This is a genomic window from Halovibrio variabilis, from assembly GCF_007991175.1.
In the GTDB taxonomy this organism is placed as follows: domain Bacteria; phylum Pseudomonadota; class Gammaproteobacteria; order Pseudomonadales; family Halomonadaceae; genus Vreelandella; species Vreelandella variabilis.
This window is the reverse complement of the sequence record NZ_BJXV01000005.1, coordinates 43,195-60,239: the sequence shown is the minus strand read 5'-3', so window position 1 is coordinate 60,239 and position 17,045 is coordinate 43,195. Positions and strand designations below refer to the sequence as shown.

The 17,045-nt window shown below is 56.4% G+C and carries 17 protein-coding genes; 14 read left to right on the top strand and 3 right to left on the bottom strand.

What is annotated here, in order from left to right:
- Positions 1-259 precede the first annotated feature (259 nt).
- The 11 genes from nrdH (at position 260) to HVA01_RS05685 (ending at position 9,812) form a co-directional block, all read left to right on the top strand.
- Positions 260-481, top strand: a complete 222-nt coding sequence (nrdH, locus tag HVA01_RS05735) for a glutaredoxin-like protein NrdH (RefSeq protein ID WP_035578578.1) — start codon at positions 260-262, stop codon at positions 479-481.
- A 9-nt stretch (positions 482-490) separates the two neighbouring features.
- Entirely contained in the window at positions 491-925 is a 435-nt protein-coding gene (gene nrdI / locus HVA01_RS05730; protein ID WP_146873825.1) for a class Ib ribonucleoside-diphosphate reductase assembly flavoprotein NrdI, read from the top strand.
- A gap of 56 nt (positions 926-981) precedes the next feature.
- Entirely contained in the window at positions 982-3,087 is a 2,106-nt protein-coding gene (nrdE, locus tag HVA01_RS05725) for a class 1b ribonucleoside-diphosphate reductase subunit alpha (protein ID WP_218031536.1), read from the top strand.
- 121 nt (positions 3,088-3,208) lie between these two features.
- Positions 3,209-4,180, top strand: a complete 972-nt coding sequence (nrdF, locus tag HVA01_RS05720; RefSeq protein ID WP_146873821.1) for a class 1b ribonucleoside-diphosphate reductase subunit beta — start codon at positions 3,209-3,211, stop codon at positions 4,178-4,180.
- A 34-nt stretch (positions 4,181-4,214) separates the two neighbouring features.
- Positions 4,215-4,616, top strand: coding sequence for an NUDIX hydrolase (locus HVA01_RS05715; protein ID WP_146873819.1), 402 nt, complete (start codon positions 4,215-4,217; stop codon positions 4,614-4,616).
- Between the two features lie 209 nt (positions 4,617-4,825).
- Entirely contained in the window at positions 4,826-5,608 is a 783-nt protein-coding gene (locus HVA01_RS05710) for a DUF3450 domain-containing protein (RefSeq protein ID WP_146873817.1), read from the top strand.
- A 92-nt stretch (positions 5,609-5,700) separates the two neighbouring features.
- Positions 5,701-7,026 carry a MotA/TolQ/ExbB proton channel family protein gene (locus HVA01_RS05705; RefSeq protein ID WP_246129496.1) on the top strand — a complete coding sequence of 442 codons (1,326 nt, stop codon included), beginning with the start codon at positions 5,701-5,703 and terminating at the stop codon, positions 7,024-7,026.
- Position 7,027: 1 nt separating this feature from the next.
- The gene (locus tag HVA01_RS05700) at positions 7,028-7,570 is read left to right on the top strand and encodes a MotA/TolQ/ExbB proton channel family protein (protein ID WP_146873813.1); all 543 of its coding nucleotides are present in this window, start codon (positions 7,028-7,030) and stop codon (positions 7,568-7,570) included.
- The gene (locus tag HVA01_RS05695) at positions 7,563-7,970 is read left to right on the top strand and encodes an ExbD/TolR family protein (protein WP_146873811.1); all 408 of its coding nucleotides are present in this window, start codon (positions 7,563-7,565) and stop codon (positions 7,968-7,970) included. Before HVA01_RS05700 ends, HVA01_RS05695 begins: the two co-directional genes overlap by 8 nt.
- Complete coding sequence (locus tag HVA01_RS05690; RefSeq protein ID WP_146873809.1) at positions 7,967-8,731, top strand: energy transducer TonB; 765 nt, start codon at positions 7,967-7,969, stop codon at positions 8,729-8,731. The genes HVA01_RS05695 and HVA01_RS05690 overlap by 4 nt, the downstream gene beginning before the upstream one ends.
- A gap of 4 nt (positions 8,732-8,735) precedes the next feature.
- On the top strand, positions 8,736-9,812 hold the full coding sequence (locus HVA01_RS05685; RefSeq protein ID WP_146873807.1) for a tetratricopeptide repeat protein: 1,077 nt from the start codon (positions 8,736-8,738) through the stop codon (positions 9,810-9,812).
- Between the two features lie 130 nt (positions 9,813-9,942).
- Here the strand turns inward: HVA01_RS05685 and xthA are convergent, their stop codons facing one another.
- Complete coding sequence (gene xthA, locus HVA01_RS05680) at positions 9,943-10,770, bottom strand: exodeoxyribonuclease III (RefSeq protein WP_146873805.1); 828 nt, start codon at positions 10,768-10,770, stop codon at positions 9,943-9,945.
- Positions 10,770-11,027 (bottom strand): hypothetical protein, encoded by a 258-nt coding sequence (locus HVA01_RS05675; protein WP_146873803.1) that lies wholly within the window; start codon positions 11,025-11,027, stop codon positions 10,770-10,772. Before HVA01_RS05675 ends, xthA begins: the two co-directional genes overlap by 1 nt.
- A 144-nt stretch (positions 11,028-11,171) precedes the next feature.
- On the opposite strand from HVA01_RS05675, the gene rhlB reads away from it, so the two are divergent.
- The gene (rhlB, locus tag HVA01_RS05670) at positions 11,172-12,446 is read left to right on the top strand and encodes an ATP-dependent RNA helicase RhlB (RefSeq protein WP_146873801.1); all 1,275 of its coding nucleotides are present in this window, start codon (positions 11,172-11,174) and stop codon (positions 12,444-12,446) included.
- Between the two features lie 5 nt (positions 12,447-12,451).
- Positions 12,452-14,581, top strand: coding sequence for an ATP-dependent DNA helicase DinG (gene dinG, locus HVA01_RS05665; protein ID WP_146873799.1), 2,130 nt, complete (start codon positions 12,452-12,454; stop codon positions 14,579-14,581).
- Positions 14,582-14,631: 50 nt separating this feature from the next.
- Here dinG and HVA01_RS05660 read toward each other — a convergent pair whose 3' ends face one another.
- A complete protein-coding gene (locus HVA01_RS05660) occupies positions 14,632-15,708 on the bottom strand; it encodes a 3-deoxy-7-phosphoheptulonate synthase (RefSeq protein WP_146873797.1) in 1,077 nt (358 codons plus the stop codon).
- Positions 15,709-16,103: 395 nt separating this feature from the next.
- Between HVA01_RS05660 and rpoE the strand changes: the two genes are divergently transcribed.
- The gene (rpoE, locus tag HVA01_RS05655; RefSeq protein WP_146873795.1) at positions 16,104-16,703 is read left to right on the top strand and encodes an RNA polymerase sigma factor RpoE; all 600 of its coding nucleotides are present in this window, start codon (positions 16,104-16,106) and stop codon (positions 16,701-16,703) included.
- The last annotated feature ends 342 nt before the right edge of the window (positions 16,704-17,045 follow it).

The window sequence follows — 17,045 nt, the reverse complement described above, 5'->3', positions numbered from 1 at the left end:
GCGATCTGAACCGTGAGATACAAAATAGCCGATCAATCTTAAATCCACATTAGATGACGAATAGCCTTTTTATTGTCAGTAGCATCGTTCCTAGGGCCAGGCTGGGCATTAGCTGTCAATATCCTGTGGATGAAAAATACCACATATGCTTGAATTGATTTTCCGATGGTCTATATATAGTATGCGTGGTGTCTTCGAAAGGGGTGGGGCACCAAATGTGCTCTACCCGAAAAATGCCGCTATGAAAAGGAATATAGCCATGGAAATCCAAATTTATAGCAAGCCAGCTTGTGTTCAGTGCACCGCCACTTACCGCGCGCTAGACAAGCAGGGGCTTGAGTACACCGTTATCGATATTACCGCTGAGTCTGGTGCTCAGGAAGAAGTCGAAGCCCTGGGCTATCGCCAGCTGCCGGTTGTCGTGGTGGGCGAAGATCATTGGTCGGGTTTTCGTCCAGACCGTATTCAAGCCCTGGCGTAGGCTCACAAAATGCTGGCAAGTTGCTCACCGACACCTATCGCCGGCACGTTGGTGTATTTCTCTACTAAATCAGGTAACACCCATCGTTTTGTAGAAAAGCTTGGTTTGGCTGCGCAGCGATTGCCGTTAAATCGAGATGCGCCTGCTGTACAGGTCACCCAGCCGTTTATATTAATTACCCCCACTTATGGGGGGGGGAGTGCGCAGGGCGCGGTACCTAAGCAGGTGATCCATTTTCTCAACGACACCCATAACCGGCACCTCTTGCGAGGAGTAATCGCCGCGGGAAACACCAATTTTGGCGAAGCATATGGTCTCGCTGGCCGCATTATTGCGAAAAAATGCCAGGTTCCGCTGCTGTATCGATTCGAACTGTTTGGCACCGACGAAGACGTGGCCAATGTGCGTAAAGGAGTAGAAGAGTTTTGGAAACGACTAACGTAGCTACCCAACAGGTAGCAGAAACAAAACGGCCTGCGGCGGCTTCTGAGGCGCGCACTATGGATTATCACGCCCTCAATGCCATGCTCAATCTGTACGGTGCCAACGGCGAGCTACAGCTGGATAAAGATCGCGAAGCGGCGCGGCAGTACTTTCTACAGCACGTGAACCAGAACACGGTGTTTTTCCACTCGCTGGAAGAGAAACTCGACTATCTGGTGGAAGAGCAGTACTACGAAGCAGAGATGCTGGGCCAGTACAGCTTCGCCTTTATCAAGGCGCTGTTTGAGCAGGCCTACGCGTACAAGTTTCGCTTCCCGAGCTTTTTGGGCGCCTTTAAGTACTACACCAGCTATACGCTGAAAACGTTTGACGGCAAGCGCTATCTAGAGCGTTACGAAGACCGCGTTTGCATGGTCGCACTGACCCTGGCGCGGGGTGATGAAACGCTGGCAAAGTCGTTGGTAGATGAGATTATTAGCGGCCGTTTCCAGCCCGCGACCCCCACGTTTCTGAACTGCGGCAAGCAGCAGCGCGGTGAGCTGGTGTCGTGCTTTCTGCTGCGTATTGAAGACAATATGGAGTCGATTGGCCGGGCGATTAACTCGGCGCTGCAGCTCTCCAAGCGCGGCGGCGGCGTCGCGTTTTTGCTTAGCAATATTCGCGAATCCGGCGCGCCTATCAAGCGCATTGAGAACCAGTCATCGGGCATTATCCCGATTATGAAACTGCTGGAAGACGCCTTCTCCTACGCCAACCAGCTGGGCGCGCGCCAGGGCGCGGGGGCGGTGTATCTCAACGCTCACCACCCGGATATCCTGCGCTTTTTGGATACCAAGCGGGAAAATGCCGACGAGAAAATCCGTATCAAAACGCTGTCGCTGGGCGTGACGATTCCGGATATTACCTTTGAACTCGCCAAGCGTAACGACGACATGTATCTGTTCTCGCCGTACGATGTCGAGCGCGTTTACGGCGTTCCTTTTGGTGATATCAGCGTTACCGAGAAGTACCAGGAAATGGTCGCGGATGCGCGCATTCGCAAGCACAAGATTAACGCCCGGGCGTTTTTCCAGGTATTGGCCGAGCTGCAGTTTGAGTCGGGCTACCCCTACCTGATGTTTGAAGACACGGTCAATCGCGCCAACCCGATTGCCGGTCGAATTAATATGAGCAACCTGTGCTCGGAAATTCTGCAGGTCAACACGCCTACTGAGTATGACGAAGACCTGGGTTATCGCCATATCGGTCAGGATATCTCCTGCAACCTGGGCTCTATGAACATTGCCAAGGTGATGGATGCTGGCGATATCGGTACCAGCGTGGATATTGCCATTCGCGGCCTCACCGCCGTGTCGGAAATGAGCAACCTGCGCAGCGTGCCCTCCATTGCCGAAGGCAATGCTCAGTCTCGGGCGATTGGCTTGGGCCAGATGAACCTGCACGGCTATCTGGCGCGGGAGCACATCTATTATGGCTCCGACGAAGGCTTGGATTTTACCAACCTCTACTTTTATTGCGTGGCTTTCCATGCGATCCGGGCGTCGAACCGTTTGGCGATCGAACACAGCGATACCTTTGCGGGCTTTGCGGACTCCACCTACGCATCGGGATCGTTCTTCGATAAGTACACCGACCAGGCGTGGCTGCCGCGCACTGATAAAGTGCGTGAGCTGTTTGAGCGCAACGGTATCGCGCTGCCCACCCAGCAGGATTGGCAAGAGCTAAAAGCCTCGGTGATGGCCCACGGGTTATATAACCGTAATCTGCAGGCGGTACCGCCCACCGGGTCGATCTCCTACATCAATAATTCCACCTCCAGCATTCACCCGGTGGCGGCTAGAATCGAGATTCGTAAAGAGGGCAAGTTGGGGCGCGTTTATTACCCCGCCCCTTTCCTCAATGAAGCCAATTTCGACTATTTCCAGGACGCCTATGAAATCGGTCCGGAAAAGATCATCGATACCTACGCGGAAGCCTCGCAGCACGTTGACCAAGGTCTGTCGCTAACGCTGTTTTTCCCCGACACGGCAAGCACGCGGGACATCAATAAAGCGCAGATTTATGCATGGAAGAAAGGCATTAAAACGCTTTATTACATCCGCCTGCGTCAAAGCGCGTTAGAAGGCACCGAGGTGGAAGGCTGCGTGTCGTGCACACTGTAATGAGCAAGCGACGTGTCTGTTATTGAATGGCCCGTTACGAATTCAGCTTGGTAAGCCCGGTTATCACCACCGGGTTTTGAAAGCTAAGTTTTGCGAGCTACGTTTTTTTGAGAGTAACGCCATGAATATGATGCAACGTTTATCGCGGGTTGACGCGATTAACTGGAACCGGCTTCAGGATGATAAAGACCTGGAAGTCTGGAACCGCTTGACGAGTAATTTTTGGTTGCCCGAAAAGGTGCCGCTGTCTAACGATATTCAGTCGTGGAACACCCTGACCGAAAAAGAAAAACAGCTGACAATTCGTGTGTTTACCGGTCTCACACTGCTAGACACGATTCAAAGCAGCGTCGGCGCACCGGTATTAATGGAAGATGCTCGCACGCCCCACGAAGAGGCGGTTTACACTAATATCGCCTTTATGGAGTCGGTACATGCGCGGTCCTACAGCTCGATTTTCTCGACGCTGTGCACGACTCGCGATGTCGACGATGCGTTCCGTTGGAGCGAAGAGAACCCGACGCTGCAGGCAAAGTCCCAGCTGATTTTAGAGCGTTACCGCTCGGATGACCCGCTGATGCGCAAAGTCGCCAGCGTTTTCCTTGAGTCGTTCCTGTTCTATTCCGGCTTCTACCTGCCAATGTACTGGTCAAGCCATGCCAAATTGACCAACACTGCCGACCTGATTCGTCTGATCATTCGTGACGAAGCGGTGCACGGCTACTACATTGGTTACAAATTCCAGCAAGCAATGGCAGAAGCCTCCCCAGAGCGTCAGCAGGAAGTAAAAGATTACGCTTACGAGCTGCTGCTGGAGCTTTACGACAACGAAGTGCGCTACACCGAGTCGCTGTATGACGAGGTAGGTCTAAGTGAAGACGTGAAAAAATTCCTTCACTATAACGCTAACAAAGCGCTGATGAACCTGGGCTTTGAGCCATTGTTCCCCAGCAGCGTCACCGATGTGGATCCGACTATCATGGCGGCGCTGTCACCTAACGCCGATGAGAACCACGACTTCTTCTCCGGCTCTGGCTCCTCCTACGTGATCGGTAAAGCCGTTGCCACCGAAGACGACGACTGGGCGTTTTAATATTGCCAGACGTTAGGAGCATAGAGGAGGATGCATGTCAGATAACGCAGCTAACGTACTGGAAATAGCCGCTGCCGTGGTGAGCGATCCCGATGGTCGCCTGCTATTGGTGCGGAAGCACAAGACGTCTTTCTTTATGCAGCCCGGCGGCAAGGTTGACGCTGGGGAAACCGCACTAAGGGCGCTGTGCCGCGAACTGAAGGAGGAGTTGGGCTTGCAGGTTAATGAAGATCAACTGATTCCGCTAGGCGTGCACAACGCTCCCGCTGCCAACGAGCCGGGCATGGTACTTGAAGCGCACCTGTTTAGCCTTGTTATTGATGGGCCTGTCGAGGCGTCGGCCGAAATTGCCGAGGCAAGATGGGTGACCCGTGAAGAGGCTTGGCAGCTACCGCTGGCGCCACTGACAAAAGAGTACGTAGTGGTAAAGCATTGATGTTGGATATTGTGATGAAGGGCGCCGATGGGCGCCTTTTTTGTGCGAGTAAGGCCAGTAAAATCGATTGATTGCTAATGATAAATATTGTCATTTATTCTATTAGTGGTAGGCTATGCAGCGTAAAAGATAAACGCAAATCGTTCTAATACCCAATTAGTTTCTAGTTGGGCGGTGCGCCGCCCGCTACTCAGTAACGGAGAGTCGACGTGCTGAACAGGCCTTTCTTTGCCTTGCGTGGATGGTGGCTAGCGGGAATGCTGGTCAGTGGCACGCTGTTGGCAAGTGAACAAGCAGTGGCTCAAGCGGCCGAAAGTGTAGAAGCCCAGCAGACCCAGGCAGCGCTCCAGGCGCAGATAGATGCCGCCGATGAGCAAACCCGCGAACAGCTGGAAGAGCTGCGCCGCTTGGAGCGCGAAACTCGCCAGATGAAAGCGGACAATGCCTCGCTGACGGGGCGCTTAGCACAAGCGGCCGAGCGCCAGCAGCAGCTGAAGACGGCGCTGGATACGCTGGATGAGACCCGTGCTGCGCTACCCGTGATCGAACAAAATATGTCTGCGCAGTTGAGCCAATGGATCGAGCGCGACTTGCCCTTTCTCCGCGAGGAGCGGTTGGCGCGGGTTGAGCGCCAGCCCGATGAACAGGGCGAAAACACCATCGAACGTATTAACGGGCTGCTCGAAGCGTGGCGCGTTGAGCTTGATTATGGCCAGGAGATGGACAGCTGGCGGGGGCGCTTACGCCAGGACAACAGCGAGCGCGAAGTGGACTTCTTGCGCATTGGGCGTATCGGCTTTTACTACCTAACGCCGGACGGCCGCGAAGGCGGGGTTTGGGATGCCGACAGTGACGCTTGGCAGCCGCTGAGCGACGAGTACCTGCGCGAAGTGCGCAGTGGGTTGCGGATGACCGAAGATCAGCGCGCCCCGGACCTCTTAACGTTGCCGCTCTCGATCAGTGCCAATGACCTGCCGGGAGAGCAGCCATGAGTCGTTTTAGCCAAGCAATCAATCGCTCAGCCATCTATCGGCAACCTGCCAATCGGTTCTCTGTTCGTCGGCTCGCTGCTATTGGCGCGCTAATGATGCTGGTGGCATTTAGCAGCGTGTCGATGGCGCAAACTGAAAGCGCAACGTCATTGCGCGAAGCCCGAGAGGCCGCAGAGCTGCGCGATCAGCAGCGGCTAATGGGTTTCCTGGATGATCAGCAGGCGTTAGAGGCCGCGCTGGAGCAGGCCCGCGCTGAGCACGAAGAGGCCCAGCAGCAACAAGAGGTGCTGGAGCAGCAGCAGGCAGAGCAAGCAGACCAAGCCAGCGAGCTAAACGCACGCCAGGCAGAGCAGGGCGAAGCGCTTTCAGGTCTGTTGAGTAACCTTGTCCGGCATAGCTCTGAGATTCGCAACGCGCTGGGTGAGGAGAGCCTGCTCACCCTCGAAGAGGAATCGCTGCCGCCACGCTTGGATGACGTGGAAGTGCTTGAGCGCCATCAGTTGGAAAACGTGGTAGACCGCTTGGCGACGCTCACCGCGCGTAGCGGTCGTGCCGAGCGGCTTTCCATGCCGGTCGCCGATGCTAACGGCGAGGTCACCACTCGCGAGCTGTTACGAGTGGGCGATTTTGCGGCATTCACCGAGTCTTCGCTGTTACAGCGCGGTGAACACGACGGCAGCCTGACGGTGATGCCGCGAACGCCCCCACAGATTGCTGAGCTGTTGCCGGACTACTATCAGGGTGAAAGCTCGCTGTTGGCCGTCGACCCTACTCAAGGCAGCGTGCTGAACGCCTTGGCGCAGCAGCCTAACCTATGGGAGCGTTTCCAGCAGGGCGGCTACGTTGGTTATGTGGTCGTGGCACTGGGTATTCTGGGCCTGATTATCGGCCTGGGCCAATACGGCTATCTGATCCTGGTCAGCATGCGCGTCAATCGCCAGCGGCAATCCCTCGGTCAACTGCAGGCCAATAATCCGCTAGGGCGGGTACTCCAGCGCTTTGAAGGCATGGATAAGCACCAAACCCCGGAAGCGCTGGAAGCACGGCTGGATGAAGCGGTGCTGGCCGAACTGCCCAAGCTTGAACGCAGTCAGCCGATGGTGAAACTGTTGGCGGCCATTGCACCGCTGCTCGGTTTGTTGGGGACGGTGACCGGTATGATCGTGACCTTTCAGGCGATTACCGTGTTTGGCACCGGCGACCCGCAGCTAATGGCGGGCGGTATCAGCCAGGCGCTGGTGACCACCGTGCTGGGCTTAATTACCGCGGTGCCGCTGCTGTTTGTGCAAACGGCGCTATCGGGCCGTAGTCGTTACTTAACTCATGTGATTGAAGGGCAGGCGAGCGCAGCATTGGCCGACCACCTTGAATCCCAGTCGCAAGCACAGTCGCAAACACACACGCCTGCGGTGACCTAATATGTCCACTCTTCCTCTTTGGCTCGAGCCCGTTGAGCGCCTGGTGGAGGCGGGTGGCGTAGTGTTGGTCGTGTTGGCCGTGGTCGCCGTGCTGGTATTTGCCATGGCCATGGAGCGCTGGTGGTATTACCGCATTACCTGGCGCATGGCGCGACGCCAGCTGCTGCGCCGCTGGGCCGCGCGCAGCGACCACACCAGTTGGAGTGCTCGCACGCTGCGTCAGGTGTGGGCGCAAGCGTTAGTCGCTAGGCTGCGCAAACCCTTGCCCTGGCTAAAACTGTTAGTCGCGTTGTGTCCACTGCTGGGTCTGCTAGGCACGGTAACGGGCATGATTAGCGTATTCGATAGCCTGTCGTTGAGCGAGACCCATCAAGCCCGCGCCATGGCAGACGGTGTTGCCCGGGCGACGCTGCCGACCTTAACGGGCATGGCGATTGCCGTGGTGGGGCTATTATTTATTAGTCGGTTAGAGCATGTCATTCGTCGTGAAGATCAGCGGCTGCATGATCGCCTAGCACGGGCACTGGAGGAGAGTGATGCGTAGACGTCGTTCCATGGACGCCGCAGAGGAGAGCAACGAGGTGAACCTAACGCCGATGCTCGATGTGGTATTTATCATGCTGATTTTCTTTATCGTGACCACCAGCTTTGTCAAAGAGAGCGGTGTTAAAATTGAGCGGCCGGAATCCAGCGCCGCTACCCCGCGCCCGAATGCTCAAGTGTTGGTCGCGGTTTCCCCTGACGGCGCTGTCTGGGTGGATGGTAGCCCGGTGGATGTCCATCGAGTCGGCCAGCAGGTGGCCGATATGCTGAGTAAAGATGGCTCGGTGGTGATTCAGGCGGATCGCCAATCCACCACCGGACTGCTGATCGAGGTGATGGATCGGCTGCGCGAAGCGGGCATTGACCAGGTGGCGGTGGCGGCGAGTCGGAGTGGGTCATGATACGTCATCTGCTGTCGCTGCTGGGCGGTGTGGTGCTTGCCGTCGGGCTGTTTTGGCTGCTTGCTCAGCTGGTGGCGCCCCCCGAGAAAGAGCCTGAGGAGTTAACCATGAGCATGGCGATGACCATGGTTGAAGCGCCGGAGGTGGCGCCTGAACAGGAAGCCCCTGCACCGCAGCCCGTTGAAGCGCCACCGCAACAAGCGCCGCCACCTATGCCAACACCCGAGCCGCCTCCGGTAGCAGAAAGCACGATTAGTTTGCCGGACGTCAAACTGCCGGATGAACCCGTTGAGCCGGTGGAAATGGACAGTGAGCTCCCTGAGCTGACCGAAGTGAAGCCGGAACCTACTCCAGAGCCAGCGCCGGAGCCTTTGCCGCGAGAAGCGCCTGCTGAGCCAGCGCCTACGCAAAACGCTCCTTCAAATATAGAGCAGAGTGAGCCTGCTGAGCGCGAGGCCGCGCCGGTGGCTGAGCCAGCTCCCTCTAACGAACCGGTTAGCGTTGGTCAGGCCACGCCGACCAGTCGGGTGAACCCTAACTATCCTGCGCGTGCACAGCGGCGGGGCATGGAGGGCTTTGTGGAAGTGGCCTTTATCATTCAGCGTAATGGCAGGGTTGATACTTCCTCAATTCGCATTACCAATGCACAGCCGCGGCGTGTATTCGATGATGCCGCGCGGGACGCGATTGCTCAGTGGCAATTTGAACCCAGTAATCGGTTGCGCAATGCCACCCAGCGGATCGAGTTTCAGTTGAGGTAGCCGTATGAAGCGTCCTTTAATGATTTGCTTACTAGGCGTCTGGTCGCTCTCAGCGCAGGCAAGCCCGGCGCTGCAAGGCGATGTGATTGCCGACCTCAACGCGCTGCAGGCCCAGTTGCAAGACGGCGCGTTAACCAGCGTTGTCGAGCGGGCAACCGCTCAGGCCGAGCGTTTCGCGCCGGGCAATCAGTCGGATCAATGGGCCAGCGCGCTCTATCAACAGCTGGCGGCAGGCGCCCTGGCACGGCAGGATAAGCACGCGGCGGCAGCGGATCGGCTTGCGGTTGCGCGTGGCTTAAGCGGCGTTGATGACGCTCAAGCGGCCCGCTGGCTGCGTGAGGAAGCCTCACTGCGTCGTGCGGCCGGCCAGCGCGATCAAGCTATTGAACTACTCAGTGAGTGGTTAGCCAACCGGCAAGATATCGATACTACCTGGCAGTTAACTCGCCTGTTGGCCCACCAGGCGCGCTGGGAAGAAGCTGCCCAGTGGCTCGACCGGGCGCTTGAGCAAATGTCCGCTCGCCATCAAGCGCTCAATGAAAGACAGCAAACGCTGACCCTGGCCGTTTATCGCCATGCGGGGCAGGGCGAGCAGGCGCTGGTCTGGCTGTTGGATGGCTTGAATGCGCAAAGCGATGCCGCCCAATGGCGCCAAGCCGCCGGACTTGCCCAGCAGGCGGGTCAGCAAGGTGTAGCCGCCGGCCTGTGGGAGACGGCGTGGCAATTAGGCAAGTTAACCGAACAGGCAGATTTTTGGCTCTTGATTCAGCTGCATCTTGCTGGCGGGACCCCCGCTCGGGCCGCCGAGCACCTTGAACAAGCGCTGGCGGATGGCGATATCGTGCGCGACGAATCAAATCTGCGCCTACTGGCGAACGCCTGGCAACAGGCTAAAGACGCCGAAAAGGCGCTAAATGCCCGGCGTGCCCTGGCAATAGCAACCCAATCTAGCGATGATTGGCGTGCCTATGGCCAGCTCGCCTACGCTTGGGGAGAAAATGAGCAAGCCCAGCAAGCCTTTACCCACGCCTCCGAGCTAGGTGACGACGAGGCGGAGCAGTGGCTGGCCAGCTTCAACTAGGTTGCTTGGTACTAAAAACAGGCGCCTCGTCACTCTGCAAAGAGTTACCTCTACCAGACTGATAGTTGCATTTGTGGGAGGTAGCTTTAGCTCGCGACTGTTTTAGTGGTGCCTACGAATAAGCTAAAAACTACGATTGAAGCGCAATATCAAAGTCACTCCAGGTGGGCGCGTGATCCGATGGTCGCTCCATGCCGCGCAGGTCGTAGTCGATGCCGGCGCCGGTGGCATGCTCGGCTAGCGCCTGGGTGACTAGGATATAGTCGATGCGCAGGCCACGCTTGGGCTCGCGATCAAACCCTTTCGAGCGGTAATCAAACCAGCTAAAACGGTCATCGCTGTGAGGGTGGCAGAGGCGATAGCTATCGTTAAGCCCCCACGCTTTGATACCCTCAAGCCATTCGCGCTCGATGGGCTGAAAACTGGTCTTGCCTTCGCGCAGCCAGCGCTTGCGGTTGGCCTCGCCGATGCCGATATCCTGGTCTTCCGGTGAGATATTAAAATCGCCCATGATCGCTAACCGCTCGTCAGGACGGCACTGCTGGTTAAGCAGTCGCGCTAACTGGCCGTAAAAATGCTTTTTATAGGGAAACTTGGTCGGGTGAGTGACGTTTTCACCCTGCGGAAAATAGCCGTTCCAGATTGTCACGGCTTCGCCGTCGTCAGCCAGCAGGCGAACGCCAATCATACGGCACTGAGCGTCTTCCTCATCGTCGGGAAAGCCGTAAAACACCTCTTGGGGTGCCTGGCGGCACATTAAGGCAACCCCGTAATGGCCTTTCTGGCCGTGATAAAACACGTGGTAGCCCATGGCTTCCACGTCGGCGATGGGGAATTCGCTATCCTGCACCTTGGTTTCCTGCAGGCCAATCACGTCTGGCTGCTGGGTGTCGATCAACGCCTGCAACTGGTGAAGGCGCGCCCGGATGCCGTTAATATTGAACGAAACCAATCGCATTACGAATCGTCCCCATGAGGTTTGTCGGTGCCGCTGTCATTTTTATCCGGGTGGATGGCGATCTGCTGGCCGCTTTGCTGGCGGGCGAGTTTTTTCACCGCCTGAAGCTTGCGCTGCTGCTGCTTTTTGGCCACAAAACGGCGCGAAGGGGCCACTTGGTCAGGGTTGTCGTGGCGCCACTTTTTATAATCCTTACGCCGGCCGGTACGAATAGTTACCTTGTCGGCCAGTGAACGAGTTTTTTTCTTACGCGTCATGTCGCGCTCCTTACGTCAATTTGACCGCTATTCTAGCAGGCCTTGGGACTCCTTCGACAGCAGGACGCGCTCTTATCGCCAAGCCCTGGTACAATGTGCGCTTCATGATGCCAACTTCCACAGCAATGGACAGATAGATAGCCTATGAGCGAGTCGGAACAGACCACAGCCCCGGCCCAGAATCGCAAGCCAAAACGCCGCCGTCGTAAACCGCGTCGTCGCCAGTCGAGCTGGGATCTTCGTCAGTTTCAGGTGCCTGCCGTGGCCGGCAAGTGGCGCTTTCATGACTTTGATCTGCCGCTACCTTTAATGCGCGCTATTCATGCCCAAGGGTTTGAATATTGCACGCCTATTCAGGCTGAGGCGCTACGCCAAACGCTATTAGGTGGCGACATTGTCGGTAAAGCACAAACTGGAACCGGTAAAACCGCCGCCTTTTTGATCTCGGTGATGGCCTACTTCCTGGAAGAGCCTACGCCAGACGGTCAAAAACCGGGTGCGCCGCGCGCCTTGATTATTGCGCCTACCCGCGAGCTGGCACTGCAGATCGAAAAAGACGCCAAAGCCTTAGCGCGCTTTACCCAGCTCAATGTGGCCAGTGTCGTCGGCGGTATGGACTACCAGAAGCAGCGCGAAAGCCTGGGCAGTAAAATCGATATTCTGGTGGCAACGCCAGGGCGCCTGTTGGATTTCCACCAGAAACGCGATATCGATCTCAACGAAGTTGAAGTGCTGGTGTTAGATGAAGCCGACCGTATGTTGTCGATGGGCTTTATCCCCGACGTGAAGCGGATTATTCGCTACACGCCGAAAAAAGAAGAGCGCCAGACCTTCCTCTTCTCGGCCACTTTTACCGACGATATCTTGAGCCTTGCCAGCCAGTGGACGCTAGACCCGGCCCACGTTGAGATTGAAGTCACCGTTGAGAACCAAGCGGATATCGATCAGCGCGTGTACCTGGTATCCGACGACGATAAACAACGCCTGTTGGTTAACCTGCTCAAGCAGGAAAGCTTTGAGCGCGTGATGGTTTTTTGTAATCGCCGTGACGTAGTGCGCAAGCTGGACGATCTGCTTAGAAAGGCTGGCGTCAGCGTCGCGATGCTATCGGGCGATGTGCCGCAGAATCAGCGTATCAACACTCTGGAAAGCTTCCGCGAAGGCGAAATTCAGGTGTTGGTCGCGACCGACGTTGCTGGTCGTGGGATTCACATTGAAGACGTTAGCCACGTCATCAATTACACCCTGCCCGAAGACCCGGAAGACTACGTGCACCGCATTGGTCGTACCGGTCGTGCCGGTGCCAAGGGTGTCTCGATCAGCTTTGTCGGCGAAGAGGATGCGTTCTCACTGCCGGAAATCGAGCGCTATATCAACGACAAGCTGCCCTGCGTGCATCCGCCGGAAGGTATGCTCTAAGCCACATGCTTGATACAGCCCTCAAAAGCGAGATTCAAGACGCGTACCGTCGTGTGGTGGATACCCTGGGGCTAACCCCACGCTACGGCCAGCGCATGATGATCGCCGAAATCGCCCGGACGCTGGGTAATATCGAAAGCGACGGCGAGGGTAAGCGAACGAGTGATACCCATGTCTGTGTGCTTGAAGCGGGCACCGGTACGGGTAAAACGCTGGCCTATTTGATTGCCGCTTTGCCAATCGCCAAAGCGCGCGGTAAGCGGCTAATCATCTCGACAGCGACGGTTGCGCTGCAAGAGCAGGTGCTCAATCAGGATTTACCTTCGCTGGCCAGCCACAGCGGCATCGCCTTTCGCTACGCGTTAGCTAAAGGGCGTGGCCGTTATGTGTGCGTGGCGCGGCTAGACCAGGCGCTTGAAGGCAGTGAACCCAACCCCACGCTGTCGCTGTTTGAGCAGTCGCTGCAAACGCAGAGCAGCGACTTTAACGTGATTGCCAGTGATATGGCCCAAGCCTATGGCCAGGGCGAGTGGGAGGGGGATCGCGATAACTGGCCTGAAGCGATTGACGATGCCCACTGGCGTCGACTAACGGTAGATCATCGCCAGTGTACGGGGCGGCGCTGCGGGCACTTTGGCGCCTGTGCGTTTTTTCGTTCGCGTCGCGAGCTGGAAAACGCCGATGTCATCGTCGCCAATCACGACCTTGTACTAGCTGATTTAGCGCTGGGTGGCGGTGCCATTTTGCCCGACCCGGCGGACTGCATCTTTGTCTTTGATGAAGGCCACCATCTCCCGGAGAAAGCGCTCTCCCACTTTGCCCATCGTTTTGCAGTGCACGGCTGTTTGCGCTGGTTGAAAACGCTGAAAAGTAGTTTGACCGACTTGCATCAAGCGCTGGCTATTCAGCCCACGGTGGCTCGCTTGTTGGGGAGTTTGCCGGAACTGATTCATAACCTGGAGCCCGCGTTAGGCGATGTGTTTAGCGTGGGGCACCAGTTGGCCGGGCGGCCCAACGGTTTGGCTGACGAAGAGGCCACGCATCAGTCGCGCTTTGAGAAAGGCCAAGTGCCTGGTGCCCTGCGTGAACAGGCGCAACAGCTATTGGTCATGTTTGCTTCGCTGTCGCGCTGTTTGGAGAGTATCAGCGATATTCTGCGCGAGAGTCTTGACCCCGATAAGCAGACCGGTCTTGACCGTGAGCAGGCAGAGGCCTGGTTGCCCTTGGTGGCACTGCTTCACGGGCGTTCTTTAGAAGCCCACGCGCTGTGGCAGGCGTTTAGCGAGCAGGATTTGGCCAATGAAGCGCCTAGCGCCCGCTGGATCACCCTGAGCCGTGTGGCCGGTGAACCAGAAGTGGAGTTTTCGGCCAGCCCGGTGTCAGCGGCGCATACCCTGGCCAAACATTTGTGGGGGCGCTGTCATGGGGCGGTGGTCACCTCGGCGACCTTGACCGCGCTGGGGCGCTTCGAGCGCCTGCAGGAGCGTGCAGGCCTGGCCAATCGCTATCGCTATCAGGCGCTGCCGAGCCCGTTTGATTACGCCAATGCGGTGCTGCGGGTGCCCCCAGAGGCCACCGACCCAGGCGACAGGGAAGCGCACGAGCGAGCCATCGTCACGTTTGTTTCGCAGTTGGCCGACAAAGAGGCGGCGCTGGTGCTGTTCTCTTCCCGTGCCCAGCTGCGGGCGGTGGATAAAGCCTTGCCAGCGACGGTGAAAGCGCGCGTGCTCGCCCAGGATGCGCTGCCTAAGCGAGAGCTTATTGAGCGCCATCGCGCGGCAGTGGATAGAGGCGAAGGCAGCGTGATCTTTGGACTGGCAAGCTTTGCCGAAGGGATTGATCTACCCGGCGACTATTTGACGCATGTGGTGATTACCCGCCTGCCGTTTGCGGTGCCTGACGATCCGGTAGGCGCTACGTTAGCGGAGTGGATAGAGAGCCAGGGTGGTAATGCCTTTATGCGTATTAGCGTGCCCGATGCGTCGATCAAACTGGTACAGGCCTGCGGGCGGTTGATTCGCAAAGAGAGTGACCGGGGGACGATTACCTTGCTGGATAAGCGGGTGATTACCCGCCGCTACGGGCAAGCGCTATTGGATGCACTGCCGCCTTTTCGGCGTGAAATTAGTCGCTAGCCAGCAATAAAAAAACCCCGCTACGGCGGGGTTTTCGACCTGCTTTTGACCTACTTTTCGGTGCGCTTGGTCAGCATGGCGGCAAGTTTGTCGTTCATGCGGTTAAACGCTTCCACCGTGGTGTCCCAGTCGATGCAGGCATCGGTGATAGAAACACCGTATTGCAGCTGGCTTAGGTCTTGGGTGAGTTTTTGATTGCCCCAACCAATGTTGGACTCAACCATCAGGCCAATGATGGAAGTATTGCCTTCCAAGATTTGGTTAGTGACGTTTTCCAGTACCAGCGGCTGAAGTGCTGCGTCTTTGTTGGAGTTGGCGTGGGAGCAGTCAATCATGATGTTGGGCGAAAGCTTGGCTTTCTCCAGCTCTTTTTCTGCCAGCGCAACGCTGACGCTGTCGTAGTTGGGCTTGCCGTTGCCACCGCGGAGGACGACGTGACCGTAGGCATTGCCGCGGGTGCGAATAATCGCCACTTGGCCTGCCTGGTTGATGCCCAGGAAATTGTGCGGGCTGGCGACAGATTGAAGGGCGTTAATGGCCACATCCAGGCTGCCGTCGGTGCCGTTTTTAAAGCCGACCGGGCAGGAGAGGCCAGACGCCATTTCCCGGTGGGTCTGCGATTCTGTGGTGCGCGCGCCAATCGCCGACCAGCTAATGCAGTCTTGCAGGTACTGGGGGGAAATGGGGTCGAGCGCTTCGGTGGCTAGCGGTAAACCGATTTCAGCTAAATCGACCAGCAGTTTGCGGGCGATGTGCAAGCCTTCATCAATCTCGAAAGAGTCGTTGAGGTGCGGGTCGTTGATCAGGCCTTTCCAGCCCACGGTGGTGCGCGGTTTTTCAAAATAGACACGCATCACAATATACAGGCTGTCGCTGACTTGATCGGCTAATTGACGAAGGCGGCGGGCGTAATCAAGCGCTGCTTCCACATCGTGGATAGAGCAGGGGCCGACCACCACCAGTAGCCGCGGGTCGTTGCCATCCAGAATGTTCTGAATGGTATGGCGGCCTTCAATGACCGTCCGTTCGGCCGCATCGGTTAACGGCACGGCGTTTTTGAGAGCTTCTGGCGTGGTAAGAACGTCTTGAGCGAGGACGTTAAGGTTATTAACCTGCTGTTCTGACATCTTGCTACCTGTGCTTGCGTAATGGCTGGAAAAGTGAGGGGCGATAGAAGTGGTGTCTACTATCGCTTGCCGAAGAGGTAAAAATCAATTGTTGTGGAAAAATGTTGTGGAACTATAGATGCATCAAAAGTGTCAGCCGCAGGGTTTGGTCGAAGGCGGGTAAGCGCTTGATGCGCCGCGCAGAACGCGTAAGACTAGGTGTTAAATCGTAATAAAATATAGCATTGTCATACCATGTTGCAGTAACCGGTTAGGGCGATACATTGGCCTTTTTATTTCACTCTATTGTTAATTAATGCCCAAGGGACGCTATGCTGCTCGCTGTGAACGCCCAAGTGTTAGGGCTAATAGGAATGAAGCTCGGCGCACGCCGTACGAGCTGGAGGAGCGTGTGAATGGGCACTCGGGAAACAGACCAACAGCTTGTTGAACGTGCCCAAAAAGGCGACACGCGCGCGTTTGATCTGCTGGTGAAAAAATATCAGCATAAAATTATTGGTCTTATTGGCCGCTATGTACACGATCATTCTGAAGTGCAGGATGTGGCTCAGGAGGCATTTATTAAGGCGTATCGCGCCTTAGGCAAGTTTCGTTCAGAAAGTGCGTTTTATACCTGGATGTACCGCATTGCGATCAATACGGCGAAAAACTATCTGGTGTCGCGGGGCCGGCGTCCTCCCGGCAGCGATTTGGATATCGTTGATGCTGAAATTGTTGATCAAAGTGGCAGGTTGGCGGATTCCGAATCGCCTGAAGCGGCGATTGCCAGGGATCAGTTGGAGGCCGCGGTCTATCAAGCCATCGATAACTTGCCCGATGACCTGCGTACGGCGATTACTCTGCGCGAGTTGGATGGCCTTGCTTACGAAGATATCGCACAAGTGATGCAGTGCCCGGTGGGCACGGTGCGTTCGCGTATATTTCGCGCTCGTGAGGCGGTTGATGAGCATATTCGTCCTCTTGTGTCGACGTCGCGGAACAGCCGCGACGAGTAGTGGTCTGAGCGTAAGAGGCGATATGATGAGCGTGAATGGCGGCCATAAAAATTGAGCTTTTGCTTTTTTTGTGAACTGTCTGGCAGGTAACGCGTCATATAGCCTAACGATTTCGATTAACTCGCTTGGTTATGATTTCAAGCATTTATAATCGTGTCGTGACGTGATGCACAGCGGCCATGCCACATAGCGTGTTTGATGTGTCGAATGTGCCAAGCGTCGTGAGTTTAGCGTTTGCCACCTTAGGGACTTCAGCCTTAGGGGTCACAGCAAGGGCTTGGCCTGTGAAGTAATCGGTGTGGCGGTGCGCGTAATCTGTACCGGTCACGCCAGTACTTCTTT